Source organism: Geotalea uraniireducens, from assembly GCF_027943965.1.
In the GTDB taxonomy this organism is placed as follows: domain Bacteria; phylum Desulfobacterota; class Desulfuromonadia; order Geobacterales; family Geobacteraceae; genus Geobacter; species Geobacter uraniireducens.
This window is the reverse complement of the sequence record NZ_AP027151.1, coordinates 3437949-3456202: the sequence shown is the minus strand read 5'-3', so window position 1 is coordinate 3456202 and position 18254 is coordinate 3437949. Positions and strand designations below refer to the sequence as shown.

General features: G+C 49.3%; 32 protein-coding genes. All 32 read left to right on the top strand.

Annotated features, from left to right (window positions below; all coding sequences use genetic code 11):
* The first annotated feature begins 14 nt into the window (after nucleotides 1-14).
* From rpsG to QMN23_RS16085, 32 genes are read left to right on the top strand one after another with little or no spacing between them, the layout of a single operon-like run.
* Nucleotides 15-485, top strand: a complete 471-nt coding sequence (rpsG, locus tag QMN23_RS16240; protein WP_282000377.1) for a 30S ribosomal protein S7 — start codon at nucleotides 15-17, stop codon at nucleotides 483-485.
* Nucleotides 486-519: 34 nt separating this feature from the next.
* Complete coding sequence (gene fusA / locus QMN23_RS16235; protein ID WP_282000376.1) at nucleotides 520-2598, top strand: elongation factor G; 2079 nt, start codon at nucleotides 520-522, stop codon at nucleotides 2596-2598.
* A 28-nt stretch (nucleotides 2599-2626) separates the two neighbouring features.
* Nucleotides 2627-3817 (top strand): elongation factor Tu, encoded by a 1191-nt coding sequence (gene tuf, locus QMN23_RS16230; RefSeq protein ID WP_282000375.1) that lies wholly within the window; start codon nucleotides 2627-2629, stop codon nucleotides 3815-3817.
* 18 nt (nucleotides 3818-3835) lie between these two features.
* Nucleotides 3836-4144, top strand: a complete 309-nt coding sequence (gene rpsJ / locus QMN23_RS16225; protein WP_004514236.1) for a 30S ribosomal protein S10 — start codon at nucleotides 3836-3838, stop codon at nucleotides 4142-4144.
* 27 nt (nucleotides 4145-4171) lie between these two features.
* Nucleotides 4172-4801 carry a 50S ribosomal protein L3 gene (gene rplC, locus QMN23_RS16220; RefSeq protein ID WP_282000374.1) on the top strand — a complete coding sequence of 210 codons (630 nt, stop codon included), beginning with the start codon at nucleotides 4172-4174 and terminating at the stop codon, nucleotides 4799-4801.
* A 26-nt stretch (nucleotides 4802-4827) separates the two neighbouring features.
* Nucleotides 4828-5451: a 50S ribosomal protein L4 gene (gene rplD, locus QMN23_RS16215; protein ID WP_282000373.1), complete on the top strand. Its 624-nt coding sequence runs from the start codon at nucleotides 4828-4830 to the stop codon at nucleotides 5449-5451.
* Nucleotides 5448-5732: a 50S ribosomal protein L23 gene (locus tag QMN23_RS16210; RefSeq protein ID WP_282000372.1), complete on the top strand. Its 285-nt coding sequence runs from the start codon at nucleotides 5448-5450 to the stop codon at nucleotides 5730-5732. The genes rplD and QMN23_RS16210 overlap by 4 nt, the downstream gene beginning before the upstream one ends.
* A gap of 25 nt (nucleotides 5733-5757) precedes the next feature.
* Nucleotides 5758-6582: a 50S ribosomal protein L2 gene (gene rplB, locus QMN23_RS16205; RefSeq protein WP_282000371.1), complete on the top strand. Its 825-nt coding sequence runs from the start codon at nucleotides 5758-5760 to the stop codon at nucleotides 6580-6582.
* A gap of 26 nt (nucleotides 6583-6608) precedes the next feature.
* A complete protein-coding gene (rpsS, locus tag QMN23_RS16200; protein WP_282000370.1) occupies nucleotides 6609-6890 on the top strand; it encodes a 30S ribosomal protein S19 in 282 nt (93 codons plus the stop codon).
* A 22-nt stretch (nucleotides 6891-6912) separates the two neighbouring features.
* Nucleotides 6913-7245 (top strand): 50S ribosomal protein L22, encoded by a 333-nt coding sequence (gene rplV, locus QMN23_RS16195; protein ID WP_282000369.1) that lies wholly within the window; start codon nucleotides 6913-6915, stop codon nucleotides 7243-7245.
* Nucleotides 7246-7263: 18 nt separating this feature from the next.
* Nucleotides 7264-7899: a 30S ribosomal protein S3 gene (rpsC, locus tag QMN23_RS16190; RefSeq protein WP_282000368.1), complete on the top strand. Its 636-nt coding sequence runs from the start codon at nucleotides 7264-7266 to the stop codon at nucleotides 7897-7899.
* Nucleotides 7900-7917: 18 nt separating this feature from the next.
* The gene (gene rplP / locus QMN23_RS16185; protein WP_282000367.1) at nucleotides 7918-8340 is read left to right on the top strand and encodes a 50S ribosomal protein L16; all 423 of its coding nucleotides are present in this window, start codon (nucleotides 7918-7920) and stop codon (nucleotides 8338-8340) included.
* Nucleotides 8330-8518 (top strand): 50S ribosomal protein L29, encoded by a 189-nt coding sequence (gene rpmC / locus QMN23_RS16180; RefSeq protein ID WP_282000366.1) that lies wholly within the window; start codon nucleotides 8330-8332, stop codon nucleotides 8516-8518. The genes rplP and rpmC overlap by 11 nt, the downstream gene beginning before the upstream one ends.
* Before the next feature lie 10 nt (nucleotides 8519-8528).
* On the top strand, nucleotides 8529-8786 hold the full coding sequence (gene rpsQ, locus QMN23_RS16175; protein ID WP_282000365.1) for a 30S ribosomal protein S17: 258 nt from the start codon (nucleotides 8529-8531) through the stop codon (nucleotides 8784-8786).
* A 13-nt stretch (nucleotides 8787-8799) separates the two neighbouring features.
* Nucleotides 8800-9168 (top strand): 50S ribosomal protein L14, encoded by a 369-nt coding sequence (rplN, locus tag QMN23_RS16170; protein ID WP_282000364.1) that lies wholly within the window; start codon nucleotides 8800-8802, stop codon nucleotides 9166-9168.
* Between the two features lie 22 nt (nucleotides 9169-9190).
* Nucleotides 9191-9517 (top strand): 50S ribosomal protein L24, encoded by a 327-nt coding sequence (gene rplX, locus QMN23_RS16165; protein WP_282000363.1) that lies wholly within the window; start codon nucleotides 9191-9193, stop codon nucleotides 9515-9517.
* A 14-nt stretch (nucleotides 9518-9531) separates the two neighbouring features.
* A complete protein-coding gene (gene rplE, locus QMN23_RS16160; protein WP_282000362.1) occupies nucleotides 9532-10071 on the top strand; it encodes a 50S ribosomal protein L5 in 540 nt (179 codons plus the stop codon).
* Between the two features lie 17 nt (nucleotides 10072-10088).
* Nucleotides 10089-10274, top strand: a complete 186-nt coding sequence (locus tag QMN23_RS16155; protein ID WP_282000361.1) for a type Z 30S ribosomal protein S14 — start codon at nucleotides 10089-10091, stop codon at nucleotides 10272-10274.
* A 36-nt stretch (nucleotides 10275-10310) separates the two neighbouring features.
* Entirely contained in the window at nucleotides 10311-10709 is a 399-nt protein-coding gene (gene rpsH, locus QMN23_RS16150) for a 30S ribosomal protein S8 (protein WP_282000360.1), read from the top strand.
* Between the two features lie 28 nt (nucleotides 10710-10737).
* On the top strand, nucleotides 10738-11277 hold the full coding sequence (rplF, locus tag QMN23_RS16145) for a 50S ribosomal protein L6 (RefSeq protein ID WP_282000359.1): 540 nt from the start codon (nucleotides 10738-10740) through the stop codon (nucleotides 11275-11277).
* An 18-nt stretch (nucleotides 11278-11295) separates the two neighbouring features.
* Entirely contained in the window at nucleotides 11296-11664 is a 369-nt protein-coding gene (gene rplR / locus QMN23_RS16140; protein WP_282000358.1) for a 50S ribosomal protein L18, read from the top strand.
* A 23-nt stretch (nucleotides 11665-11687) separates the two neighbouring features.
* On the top strand, nucleotides 11688-12176 hold the full coding sequence (rpsE, locus tag QMN23_RS16135) for a 30S ribosomal protein S5 (RefSeq protein WP_282000357.1): 489 nt from the start codon (nucleotides 11688-11690) through the stop codon (nucleotides 12174-12176).
* A gap of 12 nt (nucleotides 12177-12188) precedes the next feature.
* Entirely contained in the window at nucleotides 12189-12368 is a 180-nt protein-coding gene (gene rpmD / locus QMN23_RS16130) for a 50S ribosomal protein L30 (RefSeq protein WP_282000356.1), read from the top strand.
* An 18-nt stretch (nucleotides 12369-12386) separates the two neighbouring features.
* Nucleotides 12387-12833 (top strand): 50S ribosomal protein L15, encoded by a 447-nt coding sequence (gene rplO / locus QMN23_RS16125; RefSeq protein WP_282000355.1) that lies wholly within the window; start codon nucleotides 12387-12389, stop codon nucleotides 12831-12833.
* Nucleotides 12830-14137, top strand: coding sequence for a preprotein translocase subunit SecY (gene secY / locus QMN23_RS16120; protein ID WP_282000354.1), 1308 nt, complete (start codon nucleotides 12830-12832; stop codon nucleotides 14135-14137). The genes rplO and secY overlap by 4 nt, the downstream gene beginning before the upstream one ends.
* Before the next feature lie 19 nt (nucleotides 14138-14156).
* Complete coding sequence (locus QMN23_RS16115) at nucleotides 14157-14804, top strand: adenylate kinase (RefSeq protein ID WP_282003930.1); 648 nt, start codon at nucleotides 14157-14159, stop codon at nucleotides 14802-14804.
* A gap of 2 nt (nucleotides 14805-14806) precedes the next feature.
* Nucleotides 14807-15553, top strand: coding sequence for a type I methionyl aminopeptidase (map, locus tag QMN23_RS16110; protein WP_282000353.1), 747 nt, complete (start codon nucleotides 14807-14809; stop codon nucleotides 15551-15553).
* A gap of 35 nt (nucleotides 15554-15588) precedes the next feature.
* On the top strand, nucleotides 15589-15702 hold the full coding sequence (rpmJ, locus tag QMN23_RS16105; RefSeq protein WP_282000352.1) for a 50S ribosomal protein L36: 114 nt from the start codon (nucleotides 15589-15591) through the stop codon (nucleotides 15700-15702).
* A gap of 24 nt (nucleotides 15703-15726) precedes the next feature.
* Nucleotides 15727-16095 (top strand): 30S ribosomal protein S13, encoded by a 369-nt coding sequence (gene rpsM / locus QMN23_RS16100; protein WP_282000351.1) that lies wholly within the window; start codon nucleotides 15727-15729, stop codon nucleotides 16093-16095.
* Between the two features lie 18 nt (nucleotides 16096-16113).
* Nucleotides 16114-16509, top strand: coding sequence for a 30S ribosomal protein S11 (rpsK, locus tag QMN23_RS16095; protein ID WP_282000350.1), 396 nt, complete (start codon nucleotides 16114-16116; stop codon nucleotides 16507-16509).
* A 32-nt stretch (nucleotides 16510-16541) separates the two neighbouring features.
* Nucleotides 16542-17168, top strand: a complete 627-nt coding sequence (rpsD, locus tag QMN23_RS16090) for a 30S ribosomal protein S4 (protein ID WP_282000349.1) — start codon at nucleotides 16542-16544, stop codon at nucleotides 17166-17168.
* A gap of 32 nt (nucleotides 17169-17200) precedes the next feature.
* Nucleotides 17201-18223, top strand: coding sequence for a DNA-directed RNA polymerase subunit alpha (locus QMN23_RS16085; protein ID WP_282000348.1), 1023 nt, complete (start codon nucleotides 17201-17203; stop codon nucleotides 18221-18223).
* The last annotated feature ends 31 nt before the right edge of the window (nucleotides 18224-18254 follow it).

Sequence of the window (18254 nt, the reverse complement as noted above, 5' to 3'; positions counted from 1 at the left end):
GATGAGAGGGTGTTATGCCGAGAAGAAGAGAAGTAGCTAAAAGGGTGATCCTTCCTGATCCTAAGTTTAACGATAGGGTCGTGGCGAAGCTTGTTAATGTAATAATGTCTGACGGTAAGAAGAGTACTGCGGAGCGTGCGCTGTATGGTGCGCTTGATATCGTGGCCCAAAAGGTTGGCGAGGAAGCGGTCAAGGTTCTTAAAAAATGTCTTGATAATATCAAGCCGACCTTGGAGGTTAAGTCACGCCGCGTTGGTGGCTCTACTTATCAGGTGCCGGTTGAGGTTCGGGCAGAGCGGCGGGTTTCTCTGGCGATGCGCTGGCTTGTGCGTTATGCGAACGAGCGGTCTGAGAAGACGGTGACCGACAAATTGGCTGGGGAAATACTTGATGCCTATAATGGTCGCGGCGCTGCCGTGAAGAAGCGTGAAGATACGCATCGGATGGCAGAGGCGAACAGGGCGTTTGCTCACTACCGCTGGTAGTTTAATATAGTGTTTAGGTTTTTTGGAGGATTGTGTGGCTAGACTTGTGCCGTTGGAAAAAACAAGAAATATCGGGATTATGGCCCATATTGATGCAGGTAAGACGACGACTACCGAGCGTATCCTGTATTACACGGGGGTATCCCATAAAATCGGCGAAGTCCATGAAGGGACTGCCACGATGGACTGGATGGAGCAGGAGCAAGAGCGTGGAATTACAATTACTTCCGCGGCGACGACCTGTTTCTGGAATGATCATCGTGTGAATATTATTGATACGCCTGGTCATGTTGACTTCACGATTGAGGTTGAGCGTTCATTGCGCGTGTTGGATGGCGCGGTGGCCGTCTTTTGCTCGGTTGGTGGTGTTGAGCCTCAGTCCGAGACGGTGTGGCGGCAGGCTGATAAGTATGGCGTCCCCCGCATTGCCTTTATCAATAAGATGGACCGCGTTGGTGCTGACTTCTTCCGTGGGGTTGGGATGATTCGTGATCGGTTGAAGGCTAACCCGGTCCCTGTTCAGCTGCCGATCGGTGCGGAAGATACGTACCGCGGTGTGGTCGACCTTGTAGAAATGAAGGCGATCGTCTGGGATGAGGAATCTCTTGGTGCTAGGTACCACGAAGAGGAGATCCCCGCTGATCTTGCCGAGCTTGCTCACGAATATCGTGAAAAGATGATCGAGGAGGTTGCAACGCACGATGAGGCGTTGATGGAGAAGTACCTGTCGGGTGAAGAGCTTTCAGTCGAAGAGGTTCGCGCTGCGATACGCTATGCCACGATCAATATTCATATTTGCCCGGTGCTTTGCGGTTCGGCGTTCAAGAACAAAGGTGTGCAAAACCTTTTGAATGCAGTCGTTGATTTTCTGCCTTCGCCCGTCGATATCCCTGCCATTAAAGGGGTTGATTCCAAGACTGGGGATCAGATCGAGCGGAAAGCCGCTGATGATGAGCCGTTTGCAGCCCTGGCCTTCAAGATAATGACAGACCCGTTTGTTGGGCAGTTATGCTTTTTCCGTGTCTACTCGGGTGTTCTTAATTCGGGTTCCTATGTTTATAATTCCACCAAGGAAAAGAAAGAGCGCATCGGTCGTTTGCTGAAAATGCACGCGAACAAGCGTGAAGAAATTAAAGAAGTGTATGCCGGCGATATTGCTGCTGCGGTTGGTTTGAAATACACGACCACCGGCGACACGCTCTGCCCAGAGGATGCCCCGGTAATCCTTGAGTCGATTGAATTCCCTGAACCTGTCATTGCGATCGCCATTGAACCCAAGACTAAGGCGGATCAGGAAAAATTAGGGATCAGCCTGCAGAAGCTTGCCAGTGAGGATCCGTCTTTCCGGGTAAAGACCGACGAGGAGACTGGGCAGACGATTATTTCCGGGATGGGCGAATTGCATCTTGAAATTATTGTTGACCGGTTGATGCGCGAGTTCAAGGTCGAGGCGAACGTTGGTAAGCCGCAGGTTGCTTATCGTGAGACAGTTACGAAAAAGGTTAAGGTTGAAGGCAAGTTTGTTCGGCAATCGGGTGGTCGTGGTCAGTATGGCCATGTCTGGGTTGAGATTGAGCCGCAAGAGCCGGGCAAAGGCTATGAATTTGTTGATGCAATCAAGGGCGGTGTTGTTCCGCGTGAATATATTCCGGCTGTAGACAAAGGTATCCAGGAGTCTATGGATACTGGGGTTCTCGCCGGCTTCCCGACAGTTGACTTCAAGATCACTCTGGTCGATGGTTCCTACCATGAAGTCGACTCTTCCGAAATGGCGTTCAAGATCGCTGGCTCCATGGCATTCAAGGAAGCGGCAGCTAAAGCGTCCCCGGTTCTTCTTGAGCCGATCATGTCTGTTGAGGTCGTTGTCCCGGAAGAGTATATGGGCGACGTGATTGGCGATCTTAACTCGCGCCGTGGCCGGATTATGGGAATGGAAAGCAGGGCTGGCGCACAGGTCGTAAGTTCGATGGTGCCGCTGGCTCAAATGTTCGGGTATGCAACCGACTTACGTTCTGCAACGCAGGGCCGTGCAACCTACACGATGACTTTTGATCATTACGAGCAGGTGCCGAAGTCGGTGTCCGAAGAGATTATTGCGAAAGTTAAAGGATAATATTTTCCGTCGAGGGAGGGAATCCTAAATGGCAAAGGCTAAATTCGAGAGGACAAAACCGCACGTCAATATTGGCACGATCGGTCACGTAGACCACGGGAAGACGACGCTGACTGCTGCGATCACGAAGGTTCTTGCGGAACAGGGGAAGGCAGAGTTTCGTGCGTTTGATCAGATTGACAATGCTCCCGAAGAGCGTGAGCGTGGTATCACCATTGCGACCGCCCACGTGGAATACGAGACGGACAAGCGACACTATGCACACGTAGACTGCCCGGGTCATGCCGACTATGTTAAGAACATGATCACCGGTGCGGCGCAGATGGACGGCGCCATTCTGGTTGTCTCGGCCGCCGACGGGCCGATGCCGCAGACCCGTGAGCACATCCTGCTTGCGCGTCAGGTTGGGGTTCCGTACATCGTCGTGTTCCTGAACAAGGCGGACGTGGTTGACGATGCCGAGCTGCTGGAGCTGGTCGAGCTGGAGATCCGCGAGCTGCTGTCGTCCTATGACTTCCCTGGCGATGATATTCCGATCATCAAAGGTTCGGCGCTGAAGGCGCTGGAAGGCGACAAGGGCGAGCTGGGCGAGCAGGCGATCTTCAAGCTGATGGAAGCGGTCGACAGCTATATTCCGGAGCCGGAGCGGGCCATCGACAAGCCGTTCCTGATGCCGGTGGAAGACGTATTCTCGATTTCGGGTCGCGGTACCGTGGCGACGGGGCGCGTTGAGCGCGGGATTGTCAAGGTCGGTGAAGAAGTCGAGATCGTCGGGATGCGTGCGACGAGCAAGACGACGGTAACCGGGGTCGAGATGTTCCGGAAGCTGCTCGACGAAGGTCGCGCTGGTGACAACATCGGCGCCCTGCTGCGCGGAATCAAGCGTGAAGACATCGAGCGTGGGCAGGTATTGGCCAAGCCGGGTTCGATCACTCCGCACACCAAGTTCAAGGCGGAAGCATACATCCTGACCAAGGAAGAAGGTGGTCGTCATACGCCGTTCTTCAACGGCTATCGTCCGCAGTTCTACTTCCGGACGACGGACGTGACGGGTGTTGTGGACCTGCCAGCGGGGACTGAGATGGTAATGCCTGGTGACAACGTGGCGATGACGATCAACCTGATCACGCCGATCGCGATGGACGAAGGTCTGCGGTTCGCGATCCGTGAAGGTGGCCGTACCGTTGGCGCCGGCGTCGTTAGCTCCATTATTGAATAACGTTGTTACGAGGAAGAAATGCCAAGTCAAAAGATTAGAATCCGGCTCAAAGCGTTCGATCATAAACTTCTTGATCAATCTGTAGGTGAGATTGTTGATACGGCCAAGCGGACAGGTGCTCGCGTGGCTGGACCGATCCCTCTGCCGACGATTATCAACAAATATTGTGTGTTGCGTGGACCTCACGTTGACAAGAAATCGCGTGAACAGTTTGAGATTCGGACACACAAGCGATTGATCGATATTCTGGATCCGACCCAGCAGACGGTTGATGCCTTGATGAAGCTAGACCTGTCGGCTGGTGTGGATGTGGAAATTAAGCTTTAACGAGAATTCACAGATAGGATTGGAACCATGAAGAAGGGTTTAATAGCTAGAAAACTGGGAATGACTCAGATCTTCGCGGAAGATGGCAAGCGGATACCTGTTACGGTCGTTGAGGCAGGTCCGTGTGTGGTTGTGCAGAAGAAGACGGTTGAGTCTGATGGGTACAACGCCATCCAGGTAGGTTTTGCAGCTAAAGAGGCGAGCAAAGCCAATCAGGCGCTTATCGGCCATTGCCGCTCTGCGAAACAAGGAGTTTTTTCCTTTCTCCGTGAGTTTAGATTTGACTCGGTGGATTCCTATAATGTAGGTGATGTTGTCTCTGCTGATGTTTTTGCCGAGGGCGAGTTCGTAGATGTAACCGGAACAAGCATTGGTAAAGGCTTCCAAGGGGTCGTCAAGCGTTGGGGGTTTAGAGGCGGCCGCTCGTCGCACGGCTCGTGTTTCCACAGGGCACCGGGTTCGATCGGGAGTTCTGCTTACCCGTCCCGCGTATTTAAAAATAAGAAGATGCCCGGACAGCTTGGCAATGAAAAGGTAACTGTGCAGCGGTTGCAGATCGTGAGAGTTGATTCCGATAGTAATCTGCTTTTTATCAAGGGGGCTGTCCCTGGTGCACAGAATGGCATTTTGCTTGTTAAGGATAGCGTCAAGGCGTGAGAGAATAGTTGGCTCTGGAGATTCTTATGGCAACGATCGATGTATTCGACCTGAAAAAAAATAAAGTAGCTGAAATGAGCCTTGACGACGCCGTCTTCAATGGTGAAGTGAAGGAATACCTGATTCATGAGGCAATCAAGGTTCAACTTGCTAACCGGCGTGCTGGAACAGTGGCAGTGAAGAACCGTTCAGCAGTATCCGGCGGCGGGAAAAAGCCCTATCGTCAAAAAGGTACCGGGCAGGCGCGTCAAGGTTGTATCCGGGCTCCCCATTATGTCGGTGGTGGAGTGGCTTTTGGCCCTCAGCCAAAAGTTTACAATCTGTCAATGAATAAGAAAGCCAGAAAGGCTGCTGTAAGATCTGCCCTTTCGATGCTGTATAAGGGGAACAAGCTTTCTGTTGTTAATGCTTTTGATCTCCCCAGTATATCCACCAAATCGTTTGTCGGTGTTATGAAAGCGTTTGAGGTAGATAAGACGTTGGTTGTTTTGGATTCGCCGAATGCGAATCTTGAGCTCTCGGCGCGAAACGTAAAACATGTGAAGGTGGTCAAAGCCGACCAGCTAAGTGTTTATGATATCGTTCGCTACAATAATATCATTCTTACCGAGGCTGCTGTCCGTACGGTTGAAGGAGTGTTGCAGTCATGAATATCTATGACGTCATCAAAAAGCCTTTGATTACAGAGAAAACTACTTTGCAAAAAGATGCTGGGAACGTGATTTCTTTTGTCGTAGATCGTAATGCGAACAAAATCGAAATCAAGTCAGCTGTTGAGCAGCTGTTTAAGGTTGAAGTGGTCGAGGTAAACACGGCCAATATTGCCGGTAAGCTAAAGCGCGTTGGCCGCCATTACGGGAAACGGTCAAACTGGAAAAAAGCGTATGTTACCTTGAAGGAAGGTAATAACGTCGATTTCTTTGAAATATAACACCTGCGTCGTGGAGTGATTTACAATGGCAATCAAGACATACAAACCAACATCGGCAGGCCGAAGACATCAGACCTGCTCCGCTTTTACGGAAGTGACTTCCAGCAAGCCCGAGAAATCCCTTCTGGCGAAAGTGAAGAAAACTGGTGGACGAAATAACTTCGGTCGCGTAACGTCAAGACATATTGGCGGTGGACACCGGCAAAAGTATCGGATTATTGATTTTCGGCGCAACAAGCTGGAGATCCCGGCAAAGGTTGCGTCGATTGAATATGACCCGAACCGTAGCGCTCGCATTGCCCTCCTTTATTATGTGGACGGTGAGAAGCGGTATATTTTGGCGCCGCTTGGGCTTAATGTTGGTGACACGATTGTCGCCAGCCCGAATGCTGATATCAAGCCTGGTAATTCACTCCCCTTGCGAGCTATTCCGCTTGGTACCATTATCCACAATATTGAGCTGAAGATTGGTAAAGGCGGTCAGCTTGCACGGAGTGCGGGTACGTTTGCTCAGTTAATGGCTAAAGAAGGCAAGTATGCGCAGGTTAAATTGCCATCCGGCGAAGTGCGGATGGTTCTTCAGGACTGTGTGGCGACTATCGGGCAGGTCGGGAATATTGACCATGAGAACGTATCTTTGGGGAAGGCCGGTAGATCCCGTTGGCTGGGTATTCGTCCCAAGGTTCGTGGTGTTGCGATGAACCCGGTAGATCATCCGCATGGTGGTGGCGAGGGGCGCACTTCTGGTGGGCGTCATCCGGTCACGCCGTGGGGCATTCCGACTAAGGGTTACAAGACCAGGACCAACAAGACCTCGTCGCGCTTCATCGTTAAACCGCGCTCGAAATAATCGCCGATTTATAAAGGATTAGCTCTATGGCACGTTCAATCAAGAAGGGTCCGTTTGTTGATACGCATTTGGCCGACAAGGTAGCAGCTGAAGGCCCCGGATCAAAGAAAGTAATTAAGACGTGGTCTCGTCGTTCAACCATTACGCCAGACTTTATCGGCTTGACGTTTGCTGTGCACAATGGGAAAAAATTCATTCCTGTTTTTGTGACGGAAAATATGGTTGGGCACAAACTCGGAGAGTTTGCACCCACGCGGACTTTCTACGGGCATGCGGCTGATAAGAAAAGCAAGCTGAAGAAGAAGTAACCTGTAAAGGAGTAATTACCAAATGGAAGCAAGCGCAAAATTGTCATTTGCCCGCCTCTCGCCCCGTAAGACACGGTTGCTGGTCGATATGGTGAGGGGAAAGAATATACAGGATGCTCTCACTATTCTGCGTTTTTCGCCGCAACCATCTGCAAAGCTGGTTTCGAAACTGCTTAAGTCAGCAGTTGCCAACGCCGAGCAAAAGGGGACATCAGATGTAGATCGGCTCTTTGTTAAGTCGATTGCCGTAGACGGTGGACCTGTACTGAAGCGTTTCACTCCCAGAGCGATGGGAAGAGCCAGTAAGATAAGAAAGCCGACCAGCCACATCATGGTGGTTTTGGCGGATAAGTAATTTGGTGGAGGTGGTGTCTTGGGTCAGAAAGTAAATCCGGTTGGATTCAGGCTTGGCGTTATAAGAACTTGGGACTCTAAATGGTATGCGGAAGCGGACTACTCGAAGCTTCTTCATGAAGATCTCAAGCTTAAAGGGTTTCTCAAAAAGCGCCTTTATAATTCGGGTGTCTCGAAAATCGAGATTGAGCGTGCTGCCAATAAAGCGAAGATCAATATTTATACTGCGCGGCCTGGGCTCATTATTGGTAAAAAAGGGGCTGAAGTCGAGACTCTTAAAAAGGAGCTGGCTCGCCTGACTGATAAAGAAGTGTATCTGAATATCCAGGAAGTACGAAAGCCTGAACTCGATGCTCAGCTGGTCGCAGAGAACGTTGCATTGCAGTTGGAAAGGCGTGTTGCTTTCCGTCGGGCAATGAAGAAAAGCGTTACGTCCGCACTGAAGTTCGGAGCCAAGGGGATTAGGATAACCTGCTCGGGGCGTTTGGGCGGTGCGGAAATGTCTCGTACTGAGTGGTATCGCGAGGGGCGCGTGCCTTTGCACACACTTCGGGCCGATATTGATTATGGTTTTGCTGAAGCGAAAACTACGTACGGTATTATTGGCGTCAAGGTGCTTATCTTTAAGGGCGAAGTCCTCCCTGGCCAAAAATAGAAACAGGAGCTTTTCACGATGTTGATGCCCAAGAGAGTTAAACATAGAAAGCAGATGAAGGGTCGCATGAAAGGTGCGCCTCTGCGGGGAACTAACCTTGATTTTGGTGAGTTCGGCTTGCAGGCGACCGAGTGTGGGTGGCTTGATTCGCGGCAGATCGAAGCTGCTCGTATTGCAATGACTCGTTATATAAAAAGGGGTGGAAAAATCTGGATAAGGATTTTTCCGGACAAACCTCTTACATCAAAGCCCGCTGAGACTCGGATGGGTAAAGGTAAGGGGTCGCCCGATTCGTGGGTTTGCGTAATCAAGCCGGGTCGAGTGCTTTACGAAATGGAAGGTGTCACGGAGGAGGTTGCGCGCGAGGCTTTCCGGCTGGCCGCACATAAACTTCCGCTGGGGACGAAATTCATTTCAAGGAAGGACAGTCATGAAAGCTAGTGAGCTGCAAAGTCTGTCGGTGGACGAACTGACAAATAAAGTGACAAATCTTACGCAGGAGATATTTAACCTGCGGTTTCAGCTGCACACGGGTAGACTGGAGAATACAGCGAAGATTTCCGCTGCAAAAAAGGATATCGCGAGAATAAAGACTGTCCTCCGTGAGAGAAAAGGCTAGAGAGGGACCTATGAGTGAGCGTGGGAGCAGAAAAACTCAAGTGGGTGTTGTTGTTAGCGACAAGATGGATAAGACTATAGTTGTCCGCGTTTCTCATCTTGTGAAACACCCGGTGTACAATAAGTACATTAAGAGAAGCGTCAAGTACAAAGCCCATGATGGCGATAATAGCTGTAAGATCGGCGATAGGGTTCTGATCGTTGAATCGCGGCCGTTAAGTAAAGACAAGCGCTGGAAAGTTCGGCAGATTATCGATAGGATCGAATAGCAGGAGAATATCAATGATACAGATGCAGACCATACTCGATGTAGCTGACAATTCCGGTGCAAAGAAGCTCTTCTGCATAAAGGTTCTAGGTGGATCCAAGCGGAAGTATGCAAGCATAGGCGACATAATTGTTGCGTCGGTAAAAGAAGCTATTCCCAATTCGAAGGTTAAAAAAGGGGATGTCGTAAAAGTTGTAGTTGTCAGGACTGCTAAGGAAATCGGCCGCCCCGACGGCTCCTACATCCGTTTCGACGATAACTCCGGGGTAGTTATTAACAACCAGCGTGAACCCGTCGGGACGCGTATTTTTGGGCCGGTCGCCAGGGAGCTCCGGGCGAAGAAATTTATGAAGATTATTTCTCTCGCACCTGAGGTTCTGTAATTTATTCTGAGGGGTGGTTTTCATGTTTGACAAAAAGTTTCACGTAAAAAAAGGCGATACGGTATCCGTCATAACCGGTAAGGACAAAAACAAGTCGGGGAAGGTCCTGGCTGTTCTGGCTAAGAAAGATAGCGTTCTTGTAGAAGGGCTCAATGTCGTAAAGCGCCATACTCGGGCACGTGGTAATGAACCGGGTGGTATTGTGGAAAAAGAAGCCCCTCTTCATGTTTCCAATGTGATGCTCTATTGCGAGAAATGCAAGAAGCCGGTTAGAACGAAGCGTAACCTGCTTGAGGATGGCAAGAAGGTTCGGGTTTGCGTCAAATGTGGCGAGCCTTTTGATAAATAGGATCGGAGGATCAGATGCCCAGGCTTAAAGAGCTTTATGATAAAGAAATAGCCGCACAGCTGACGAAGGAATTCAGCTACAAGAATGTAATGCAAGTTCCGAAGATTGAGAAAGTCGTAATTAACATGGGACTTGGCGAAGCGATACAGAACGTAAAAATACTTGATTCAGCAGTAGAGGAGCTTACCTCAATTGCCGGGCAAAAACCGGTAATCACCAAAGCAAAGAAATCGATCGCCGGATTCAAGCTCCGTCAAGGTATGCCGATCGGCTGTATGGTGACGCTGCGTAGGGAGAAGATGTATGAATTCCTGGATCGTCTGATCAACGTGGCGCTTCCGCGTGTTAGGGATTTTAAGGGGATTTCGGGGAAGGGGTTTGATGGCCGCGGTAATTATTCGCTCGGCATTAAGGAACAGCTGATTTTCCCTGAAATTGATTACGATAAAATTGATAAAATCAAAGGCTTGAATATCACAATTGTAACCTCGGCGGCGACAGACGCGGAAAGTAAGGCACTGCTCAAGCAACTTGGGATGCCTTTTAGGAATTAATTTGTTTGGAGGAACCAGTGGCCAAGACATCGATGATCATAAAAGCACAAAGAGGAAACAAGTTTAAGGTACGCGAGTACAACCGTTGCCCTCTTTGTGGGAGACCCCGTGCATATTACCGTAAGTTTGATATGTGCAGAATCTGTCTGAGGAAACTTGCCTCAACTGGCCAAATCCCAGGCGTAATAAAATCAAGCTGGTAATATAACTAGCAGATATTAGAAAGAGGAGTACGTTCAATGTCGATGACAGATCCAATTGCCGACATGCTTACAAGAATTCGCAATGCCAATATGGCTAAGCTTCAGAAGGTTGATATCCCTTCGTCCAATGTGAAGGTCAACATAGCGAGTGTGCTTAAGGCTGAAGGGTTTATTAAGAATTACAAAGTGATAGCCGATAGTAAACAAGGCGTGCTTCGTGTCTATCTTAAATATATTGATGATAAAGAGTCTATCATTAATGAAATTAAGCGTACGAGCAAGCCGGGCAGCCGGGTGTATGTTGGCAGCGACGAAATTCCGACAGTGAAGAACGGTTTAGGTATAGCGGTTATCTCAACGTCCAAGGGCCTTATCACTGATAAGGCTGCTCGAGAGGCCGGCATTGGTGGCGAAGTCATCTGCACGGTTTGGTAATTATCACGAAGCAAGGAGTATATGAGTCATGTCCAGGATCGGCAAACGTCCTATTGAAATACCAAGCGGAGTCAAGGTTGCATTCAGCGATTCTATTTTGAAGGTGAATGGCCCCAAGGGTGCGCTTTCTCGTAAAGTGATGGATGGGGTCGCGCTTGAAATTAGTGATAACGCGATTGTCGTTGAGCGCTTGGATAACGGTCTTAAGGCACGCTCTGCTCACGGTTTGACAAGAACGCTTATTAATAACATGATGCTTGGCGTTACTAAAGGATTTGAAAAATCGCTGGAGATCAGTGGCGTCGGTTACCGTGCTGAAGCAAAAGGGGATGTTTTGAACCTTAGTCTAGGGTATTCGCATCCGGTAAATTTCGCTTTGCCTACAGGGATTGAAGTCGAAGTTGACAAAATGACCAAGATTCTCGTTAAAGGGATTGACAAGGAGCTTGTTGGCCAGACTGCAGCTAAGATTCGCTCATTCCGGAGCCCTGAACCCTATAAAGGTAAGGGTATTAAATATTCGGATGAAAAGATTCTGCGCAAAGCCGGAAAGACCGGTAAAAAATAGCTGTTAAGGAGAAGCAAATTGAGTTCTCTCGCTCAAAAAAAAGTTGCCCACCTCAAGCGTAAAACTCGGGTGAGGAAGAAGATTCGCGGGACTGCTGAGCGTCCCCGGTTGAATGTATTTAAAAGCGCTCGGCATATTTATGCCCAGATCATTGATGATTCGACTGGAACCACGTTAGTTGCTGTCTCGACCAGCCAGGGAGATGTGGCGAGTGCCCTTGAGTATACTGGTAATGTCCAGGCTGCAAAGCAGGTAGGGGCGTTGGTCGCAAAAAAAGCGCTGGAGAACAACATTACTTCAGTTGTTTTTGATCGCAATGGCTTCCTCTATCATGGCAGGGTTAAGGCGCTTGCAGATGCTGCGCGTGAAAACGGCCTCGCTTTTTAGCGCGGTCATAAGGAGGCATGAACTTGCAGAAGATCAATCCTAACGAACTCAACCTTACGGATCGGGTAGTCCATATTAGTCGTGTTGCGAAAGTTGTAAAAGGCGGCCGTCGGTTTAGCTTCTCTGCTCTAGTTGTTGTTGGCGATGGGAATGGTTTTGTCGGATATGGACTTGGTAAGGCCAATGAAGTTCCTGAGGCAATCAGGAAAGGTGTTGAGCAAGCCAAGAAAAATCTTATTAAGGTGCCGATTGTCAGTGGCCAGACGATTCCTTATGAAGTTTTGGGTCAATTTGGCGCAGGGAAAGTACTTGTTAAACCTGCTTCTGCTGGTACGGGAGTCATTGCCGGTGGTGCAGCACGCGCCGTGTTTGAGTCTGCTGGGTTGCATAATGTTTTGTCGAAATGTCTGGGGTCGAACAATCCTCATAACGTGGTGAAGGCTGCATTTGCTGGTTTGGCTCAGCTGCGCAGTCCGGAAGAGGTTATGGCAAGACGTGGTGTTACTGAATAGGTGGAGGGATTCATGTCGAATGAACTGAGCATAACACTGGTGAAAAGTCATATTGGGCTTCCTGCCAAGCAACGTGCCGTGTTGCTGGGGATGGGTCTTGATAAACGGAATAAAACTGTGACATTGCAGGACACCCCTGAAATAAGGGGTATGATCAGCAAAGTGTCGCACATGGTTAAGGTAAACGAGTAATTTTCTTTGAGGTGAATGATGGAATTGAATGAACTTAAACCTGCAATTGGCGCAGTTAAAAATAGGAAGCGGATCGGCCGTGGCCCCGGTTCTGGGCATGGTAAGACTGCGACTAAAGGTCATAAAGGTCAGAAAGCGCGCAGCGGTGGCAGCGTAAAGGCTGGTTTTGAAGGTGGCCAGATGCCGATGCAGCGCCGGTTGCCGAAACGTGGCTTTACACCACTGACTCGGCGCGAGTATGCCGTTGTTAATGTCGGCCTGCTGGATGCTTTTGAAGCCGGAAGTATGGTTGACGTTGCCGCGCTTCAGTCTGCTGGCTTGATAGGGTCAGTCAAGGACGGCGTCAAGGTTCTTGCGGACGGTGAGCTGACAAAGCCCTTAAAGGTTATTGCGCACAAGTTTAGTGTGAAGGCAAAAGAAAAAATCGAAGCGGCTGGTGGTTCGGTCGAGGAGCTCGAGCTTTGATCGAGACGTTTCAGAATATCTTCAGAATCCCTGAGTTGAAGAAGCGGGTTACTTACTCTTTAATGATGTTGGCGGTGTATCGTATTGGATGCCATATACCGACTCCAGGCATTGACAGCAAGGCACTTGCACATTTCTTTGCCCAAGCCCGTGGTACTCTCCTCGGGCTTTTCGACATGTTTTCGGGTGGTGCGTTAGAGAAGTTGACTGTCTTTGCGCTTGGGATCATGCCCTATATCTCATCGTCGATTATATTCCAGCTTTTGACCGTGGTAGTACCTTCAATTGAGAAGTTGTCTAAAGAAGGAGAATCAGGTCGGAAGAAAATTATCCAATATACACGCTATGGGACTATTGTGCTTAGCGTGGTTCAGGCGTTGGGTATCAGCATCGGCTTGGAAAGTATGCGCGGCCCTGCAGGTGAGTTAGTAGTTCCCAATCCTGGCTGGGGGTTCAGGTTGATGACGGTAATCACCTTGACCGCGGGGACGGCCTTTATCATGTGGTTGGGTGAGCAAATGTCCGAGAAGGGTGTCGGCAATGGAATCTCGCTGATCATTTTTGCCGGTATTGTGGCACGAATTCCCACCGCGCTAATCAATACGGTACGTTTGCTGAAAACAGGCCAGATGTCGCTTTTTATTATCCTGTTTATTCTTGTGTTAATGTTTATTGTTGTTGCTGCAATTGTATATGTTGAGCGTGGCCAGCGTCGATTGCCGATCCATTATGCCAAGCGCGTCGTAGGGCTAAAAACCTATGGTGGACAGACGTCGCACTTACCGTTGAAAGTAAATATGGCGGGGGTTATTCCACCAATTTTTGCATCTTCAATCATCATGTTCCCGGCAACCGTTGCCAATTTTATAAATGTTCCTTGGGTTCAGCGGGCAGCGAAAAGTCTGACCCCCGGCAACTGGATTTACAACTTTTTTTATGTTGCCTTTATAATCTTTTTTTGCTACTTCTATACGGCTGTTTCTTTTAATCCAGTCGATGTCGCCGAAAACGTGAAGAAGCATGGTGGATATATCCCTGGAATTAGGCCTGGTAAAGAGACTTCGGAGTACCTGGATAAGGTGCTGACGAAGCTTACATTTGCCGGGGCGATATATATTTCGGTCGTTTGTGTTCTTCCCTCAGTTTTGATTGGCAAGTTCAATTTGCCGTTTTACTTCGGCGGAACAGCTTTGTTGATTGCAGTTGGCGTCGGGATGGATACTGCTGCGCAGGTGGAGTCGCATTTGATAACCCGCAGCTATGATGGTTTTATGAAGGGTGTGCGCGTGCGTGGACGCCGATAATTGTTATTGGGATAATATGATGAATCTGGTTTTTTTAGGTCCGCCAGGGGCTGGGAAGGGTACTCAGGCAGCCCTTTTGACTAAGCAGTATGGGGTGCCGCAGATATCCACTGGAGAGATGCTTCGGTCTGCCGTACAGCAGCAGACGCCAATGGGGCTGGAAGCTAAGCGGCATATGGATAGCGGAGCGCTTGTTCCTGACGAAGTGGTCGTGGGGATAGTTGAAGAGCGCCTTGCTGCTGCTGATTGTGTAAATGGTTTCATTCTTGATGGGTTTCCCCGTACTGTTGCCCAGGCTGATGCCTTGTCGGTGATGTTGCGCAAATCGGGAAAAGAAATAGAACATGTGATTCTGTTTGATGTGGATACCTCAGTGTTGCTTGAACGAATTGTCGGGCGACGCATGTGCCGCAAATGCGGCCGGGGTTATCATGTGTGCTTTGATCCGCCGCTTGAAGCTGGTAAATGTGACGAGTGTGGTGGTGAGTTGTATCAGCGTGAAGATGACCAAGAGTCGACGATGCGGAAGCGTCTTGAGGTTTATGAGGCGCAGACCGCACCTCTTAAGGCGTATTACTCAACCGGGGGGCTTCTTCGGTCTGTCGATGCATTGGGAGCAATACAGGACGTCTATGGTGAGATTCAAAAGATTGTCGGGCGAGATTGAGGGTGATAATACTCAAGTCTTTCCGTGAGATTGAGTTGATGCGCTCCGCCGGCAGGATTGTGGCGGAAATTCTAGAGATTGTGCGCAGTGCCATAAAGCCGGGTGTTACAACTCGGATGCTTGATGCCCTAGCTGAAAATGAAGCCATAAAACGGAAGTCGCTCCCTGCATTTAAGGGGTACAGTGGATATCCGTACTCACTTTGTTGTTCGTTGAATCAGCAGGTGGTACACGGTATGCCAACAAGCCGAGAGCTGGTTGAGGGTGATATTCTAAGTCTCGATTTCGGCGTTGTGTATGGGAACTTTTATGGTGATTCCGCAATAACCGTTCCTGTGCTCCCTGTAAGTGACGTTGCGACGCGGTTGGTTAAGGTAACTGAAGAGTCGCTGCAAAAAGGGATTGAAGCTGCCGTAGTTGGTAACAGATTGTCAGATATATCTCATGCTGTGCAATCTCATGTGGAAAAGCATGGTTTTTCCGTGGTTCGCGAATTTGTTGGCCATGGCATCGGGAAAAACTTGCATGAGAGCCCTCAGGTGCCTAATTTTGGCGAACCGGGTCGAGGTGTTAAATTAAAGGCCGGGATGGTTTTGGCGATTGAGCCAATGGTAAACGAGAAGGGGCACAGGGTGAAAATTCTCGATGATGGCTGGACAGCTGTCACGTGTGACGATGGCTTGTCGGCGCATTTCGAGCATACTGTGGCGATTACTGATAATGGGCCGGAAATTCTGACAAAGTTATAGATTAATGGCAGTCCGGTTATTGAAAGGATGGAGATATGAAAGTTAGGGCGTCAGTGAAAAAGATATGTGACAAATGTAAAGTTATTAAACGCAAAGGGATTGTACGTGTAATTTGTGAAGTCCCTAAGCATTCCCAGAGACAAGGATAAGAGAATCAAGAGGAGGATTGGCCATTGGCACGCATTGCAGGCATTGACCTACCAAGGAATAAGCGAATTGAGATAGCGTTGACTTATATTTACGGTATAGGTCGCACAACCTCACAGAAGATCTTGGCCGAGACAGGCGTTGGCCCGGATACCCGTACGGATAACCTTACCGAGAGCGAAGTAGCTAAGATCAGAGAATATATTGACAAGAGCCTCAAGGTAGAGGGCGACCTGCGTCGGGATATCTCAATGAGTATCAAGCGGCTTATGGACCTTGGTTGCTATCGCGGGCTTCGTCACAGAAAAGGGCTGCCGGTTCGTGGACAAAGAACCAAGACCAATGCCCGGACACGAAAAGGTCCTGCCAGAACAGTGGCGGGCAAAAAGAAATAAATAGGAGCCGGAGGGACAATGGCAAGCCCAGCTAAACGTGTTGTCAAGAAGAAAAAAGAAAAGAAAAATATACCGAACGGCGTAGCCCATATTCAAGCTACCTTTAATAATACGATCATCACGATTACTGATCCTGTTGGAAATGTGGTTGCATGGTCTACTGCCGGCTGCAAAGGGTTCAAGGGGTCACGCAAAAGCACCCCGTTTGCCGCGCAGATTGCAGCTGAGGATTGTGCGAAGAAAGCTCAAGAACACGGCATGAGAAGCATTGAAGTGTACGTGAAGGGGCCTGGCGCTGGTCGTGAGTCGGCCTTGCGTGCCTTGCAGGCAGCAGGATTTCATGTCAACTTCATTCGTGATGTAACGCCGATTCCGCACAACGGCTGCCGTCCGCCCAAGCGTAGACGGGTATAATAAGCTTTTAACGATTTCTAAGGAGGTTCGCGTTGGCTAGATATACAGGTCCTTCCTGCAGACTCTGCAGAAGGGAAAATATGGAACTCTATCTCAAAGGGGAGCGGTGCTTTACTGACAAGTGTGCAATAAAGCGCAGGAATTACCCTCCTGGACAGCATGGACAAGGCCGCCCGAAAGTTTCGAACTATGGGGTGCAGCTGCGTGAAAAGCAGAAAGTCCGGCGCATATACGGGATACTTGAGAAACAGTTCCGAGGGTATTTTGAGGAAGCTGATCGCTTGAAGGGTGTAACGGGCGAGAACCTGCTGTCGCTTCTCGAGCGACGGCTGGATAACGTTGTCTACCGGCTCGGGTTTGCTTCCTCGCGGACTGAGGCGCGGATTCTCGTTAGACATAATCATTTCACTGTCAATGGCCGGAAAGCCAACATTCCCTCCATCCAGTTGAAACCTGGCGATGTCATTCAGCTTAAGGAAAAAAGCCGCAGTGTCGCTTGTATTAATGAATCTCTCGAGGCGGTTGTGCGACGTGGGATCCCGCAGTGGCTTGAACTCGAAAAGGATGCGTTTAAAGGCATGGTTAAGAGTGTTCCTGTGAGGGAAGATATTACGATGCCGATACAAGAGCAACTTATCGTCGAGCTTTATTCCAAGTAACGCACGAACGACCCGCTGTAGGGAGGAAATGCATGTACAGAAACTGGCGCGACCTGATAAGTCCTAAAAAACTTCAGGTTGAGAGCGAGACATTAACTAATACATATGGGAAGTTTTTTGCCGAGCCTTTTGAGCGTGGTTTTGGAACTACGCTCGGCAATTCGCTTCGGAGAGTGCTGCTTTCATCGCTGCAAGGTGCGGCAATCACCTCTGTGCGAATCAAAGGTGTGTTGCACGAATTTTCTGCAATCCCGGGCGTGACTGAGGATGTCACAAACGTCATTCTCAACCTTAAGGGCGTAAGTCTGAAGATGCATGGGTTTGAACCACGGACCATTCGGATCATCAAAAAGGGTGAGGGCGTGGTGAAGGCTGGAGATATTGTTTCCGACGCTAACGTGGAAGTGCTGAACCCTGAGCATCATATTGCGACCTGCTCCAAGGAAGCCAATCTGGAAATGGAGATGGTTGTGAAAATGGGGAAAGGCTATGTCCCCGCAGACCGTAACCGCGACGAAAAGGCCCCTGTTGGCACCATGCCGATTGATGCTATCTTTTCGCCGATCAAGAAGGTTAATTTTACCGTCACCAATGCCCGGGTTGGTCAGATGACCGACTATGATAAGCTTAATCTCGAAGTCTGGACTAACGGCAGCATTGTTCCTGATGATGCTGTTGCTTATGCGGCCAAGATTTTGAAGGAACAGTTGGCGATTTTTATTAATTTTGATGAAAATGCCGAGCCGGTTGCTGAGTCCGAAAGCGAAGAAGAACGGGAAAAGGTAAATGAGAACCTGTACCGTTCGGTTGATGAGCTGGAATTGTCGGTTCGCTCGGCAAATTGTTTGAAAAATGCCGGGATCAAGCTGATCGGTGAATTGGTTTCCCGTTCTGAAGCTGAAATGCTCAAAACACAAAATTTTGGCCGTAAGTCGTTGAACGAAATCAAAGATATTTTGGCCGAAATGGGGTTGACCCTTGGCATGAAGCTGGAGGGGTTCCCTGATCCTGAGGTGATGCGCAGGATTCGTGGTGAGCGGAAAGACGAAGAATAATCGGTACGGTTTCGTAGAAAGGACTATACGT

Excerpts from the sequence above, each read along its gene's own strand:
- rpsK (WP_282000350.1), top strand. The coding sequence starts at position 16,114 with ATGGCAAGCCCAGCTAAACGTGTTGTCAAGAAGAAAAAAGAAAAGAAA.
- QMN23_RS16085 (WP_282000348.1), top strand. The coding sequence starts at position 17,201 with ATGTACAGAAACTGGCGCGACCTGATAAGTCCTAAAAAACTTCAGGTT.
- rpsH (WP_282000360.1), top strand. The coding sequence starts at position 10,311 with ATGTCGATGACAGATCCAATTGCCGACATGCTTACAAGAATTCGCAAT.
- rpsJ (WP_004514236.1), top strand. The coding sequence starts at position 3,836 with ATGCCAAGTCAAAAGATTAGAATCCGGCTCAAAGCGTTCGATCATAAA.
- rpsQ (WP_282000365.1), top strand. The coding sequence starts at position 8,529 with ATGAGTGAGCGTGGGAGCAGAAAAACTCAAGTGGGTGTTGTTGTTAGC.
- rplX (WP_282000363.1), top strand. The coding sequence starts at position 9,191 with ATGTTTGACAAAAAGTTTCACGTAAAAAAAGGCGATACGGTATCCGTC.
- QMN23_RS16210 (WP_282000372.1), top strand. The coding sequence starts at position 5,448 with ATGAATATCTATGACGTCATCAAAAAGCCTTTGATTACAGAGAAAACT.
- rpmJ (WP_282000352.1), top strand. The coding sequence starts at position 15,589 with ATGAAAGTTAGGGCGTCAGTGAAAAAGATATGTGACAAATGTAAAGTT.
- rplO (WP_282000355.1), top strand. The coding sequence starts at position 12,387 with ATGGAATTGAATGAACTTAAACCTGCAATTGGCGCAGTTAAAAATAGG.
- rpmD (WP_282000356.1), top strand. The coding sequence starts at position 12,189 with ATGTCGAATGAACTGAGCATAACACTGGTGAAAAGTCATATTGGGCTT.
- QMN23_RS16115 (WP_282003930.1), top strand. The coding sequence starts at position 14,157 with ATGAATCTGGTTTTTTTAGGTCCGCCAGGGGCTGGGAAGGGTACTCAG.
- rplN (WP_282000364.1), top strand. The coding sequence starts at position 8,800 with ATGATACAGATGCAGACCATACTCGATGTAGCTGACAATTCCGGTGCA.
- rplV (WP_282000369.1), top strand. The coding sequence starts at position 6,913 with ATGGAAGCAAGCGCAAAATTGTCATTTGCCCGCCTCTCGCCCCGTAAG.
- rpmC (WP_282000366.1), top strand. The coding sequence starts at position 8,330 with ATGAAAGCTAGTGAGCTGCAAAGTCTGTCGGTGGACGAACTGACAAAT.
- tuf (WP_282000375.1), top strand. The coding sequence starts at position 2,627 with ATGGCAAAGGCTAAATTCGAGAGGACAAAACCGCACGTCAATATTGGC.
- rplP (WP_282000367.1), top strand. The coding sequence starts at position 7,918 with ATGTTGATGCCCAAGAGAGTTAAACATAGAAAGCAGATGAAGGGTCGC.
- rplB (WP_282000371.1), top strand. The coding sequence starts at position 5,758 with ATGGCAATCAAGACATACAAACCAACATCGGCAGGCCGAAGACATCAG.
- rplD (WP_282000373.1), top strand. The coding sequence starts at position 4,828 with ATGGCAACGATCGATGTATTCGACCTGAAAAAAAATAAAGTAGCTGAA.
- rplC (WP_282000374.1), top strand. The coding sequence starts at position 4,172 with ATGAAGAAGGGTTTAATAGCTAGAAAACTGGGAATGACTCAGATCTTC.
- rplF (WP_282000359.1), top strand. The coding sequence starts at position 10,738 with ATGTCCAGGATCGGCAAACGTCCTATTGAAATACCAAGCGGAGTCAAG.
- rpsS (WP_282000370.1), top strand. The coding sequence starts at position 6,609 with ATGGCACGTTCAATCAAGAAGGGTCCGTTTGTTGATACGCATTTGGCC.
- rplE (WP_282000362.1), top strand. The coding sequence starts at position 9,532 with ATGCCCAGGCTTAAAGAGCTTTATGATAAAGAAATAGCCGCACAGCTG.
- rpsG (WP_282000377.1), top strand. The coding sequence starts at position 15 with ATGCCGAGAAGAAGAGAAGTAGCTAAAAGGGTGATCCTTCCTGATCCT.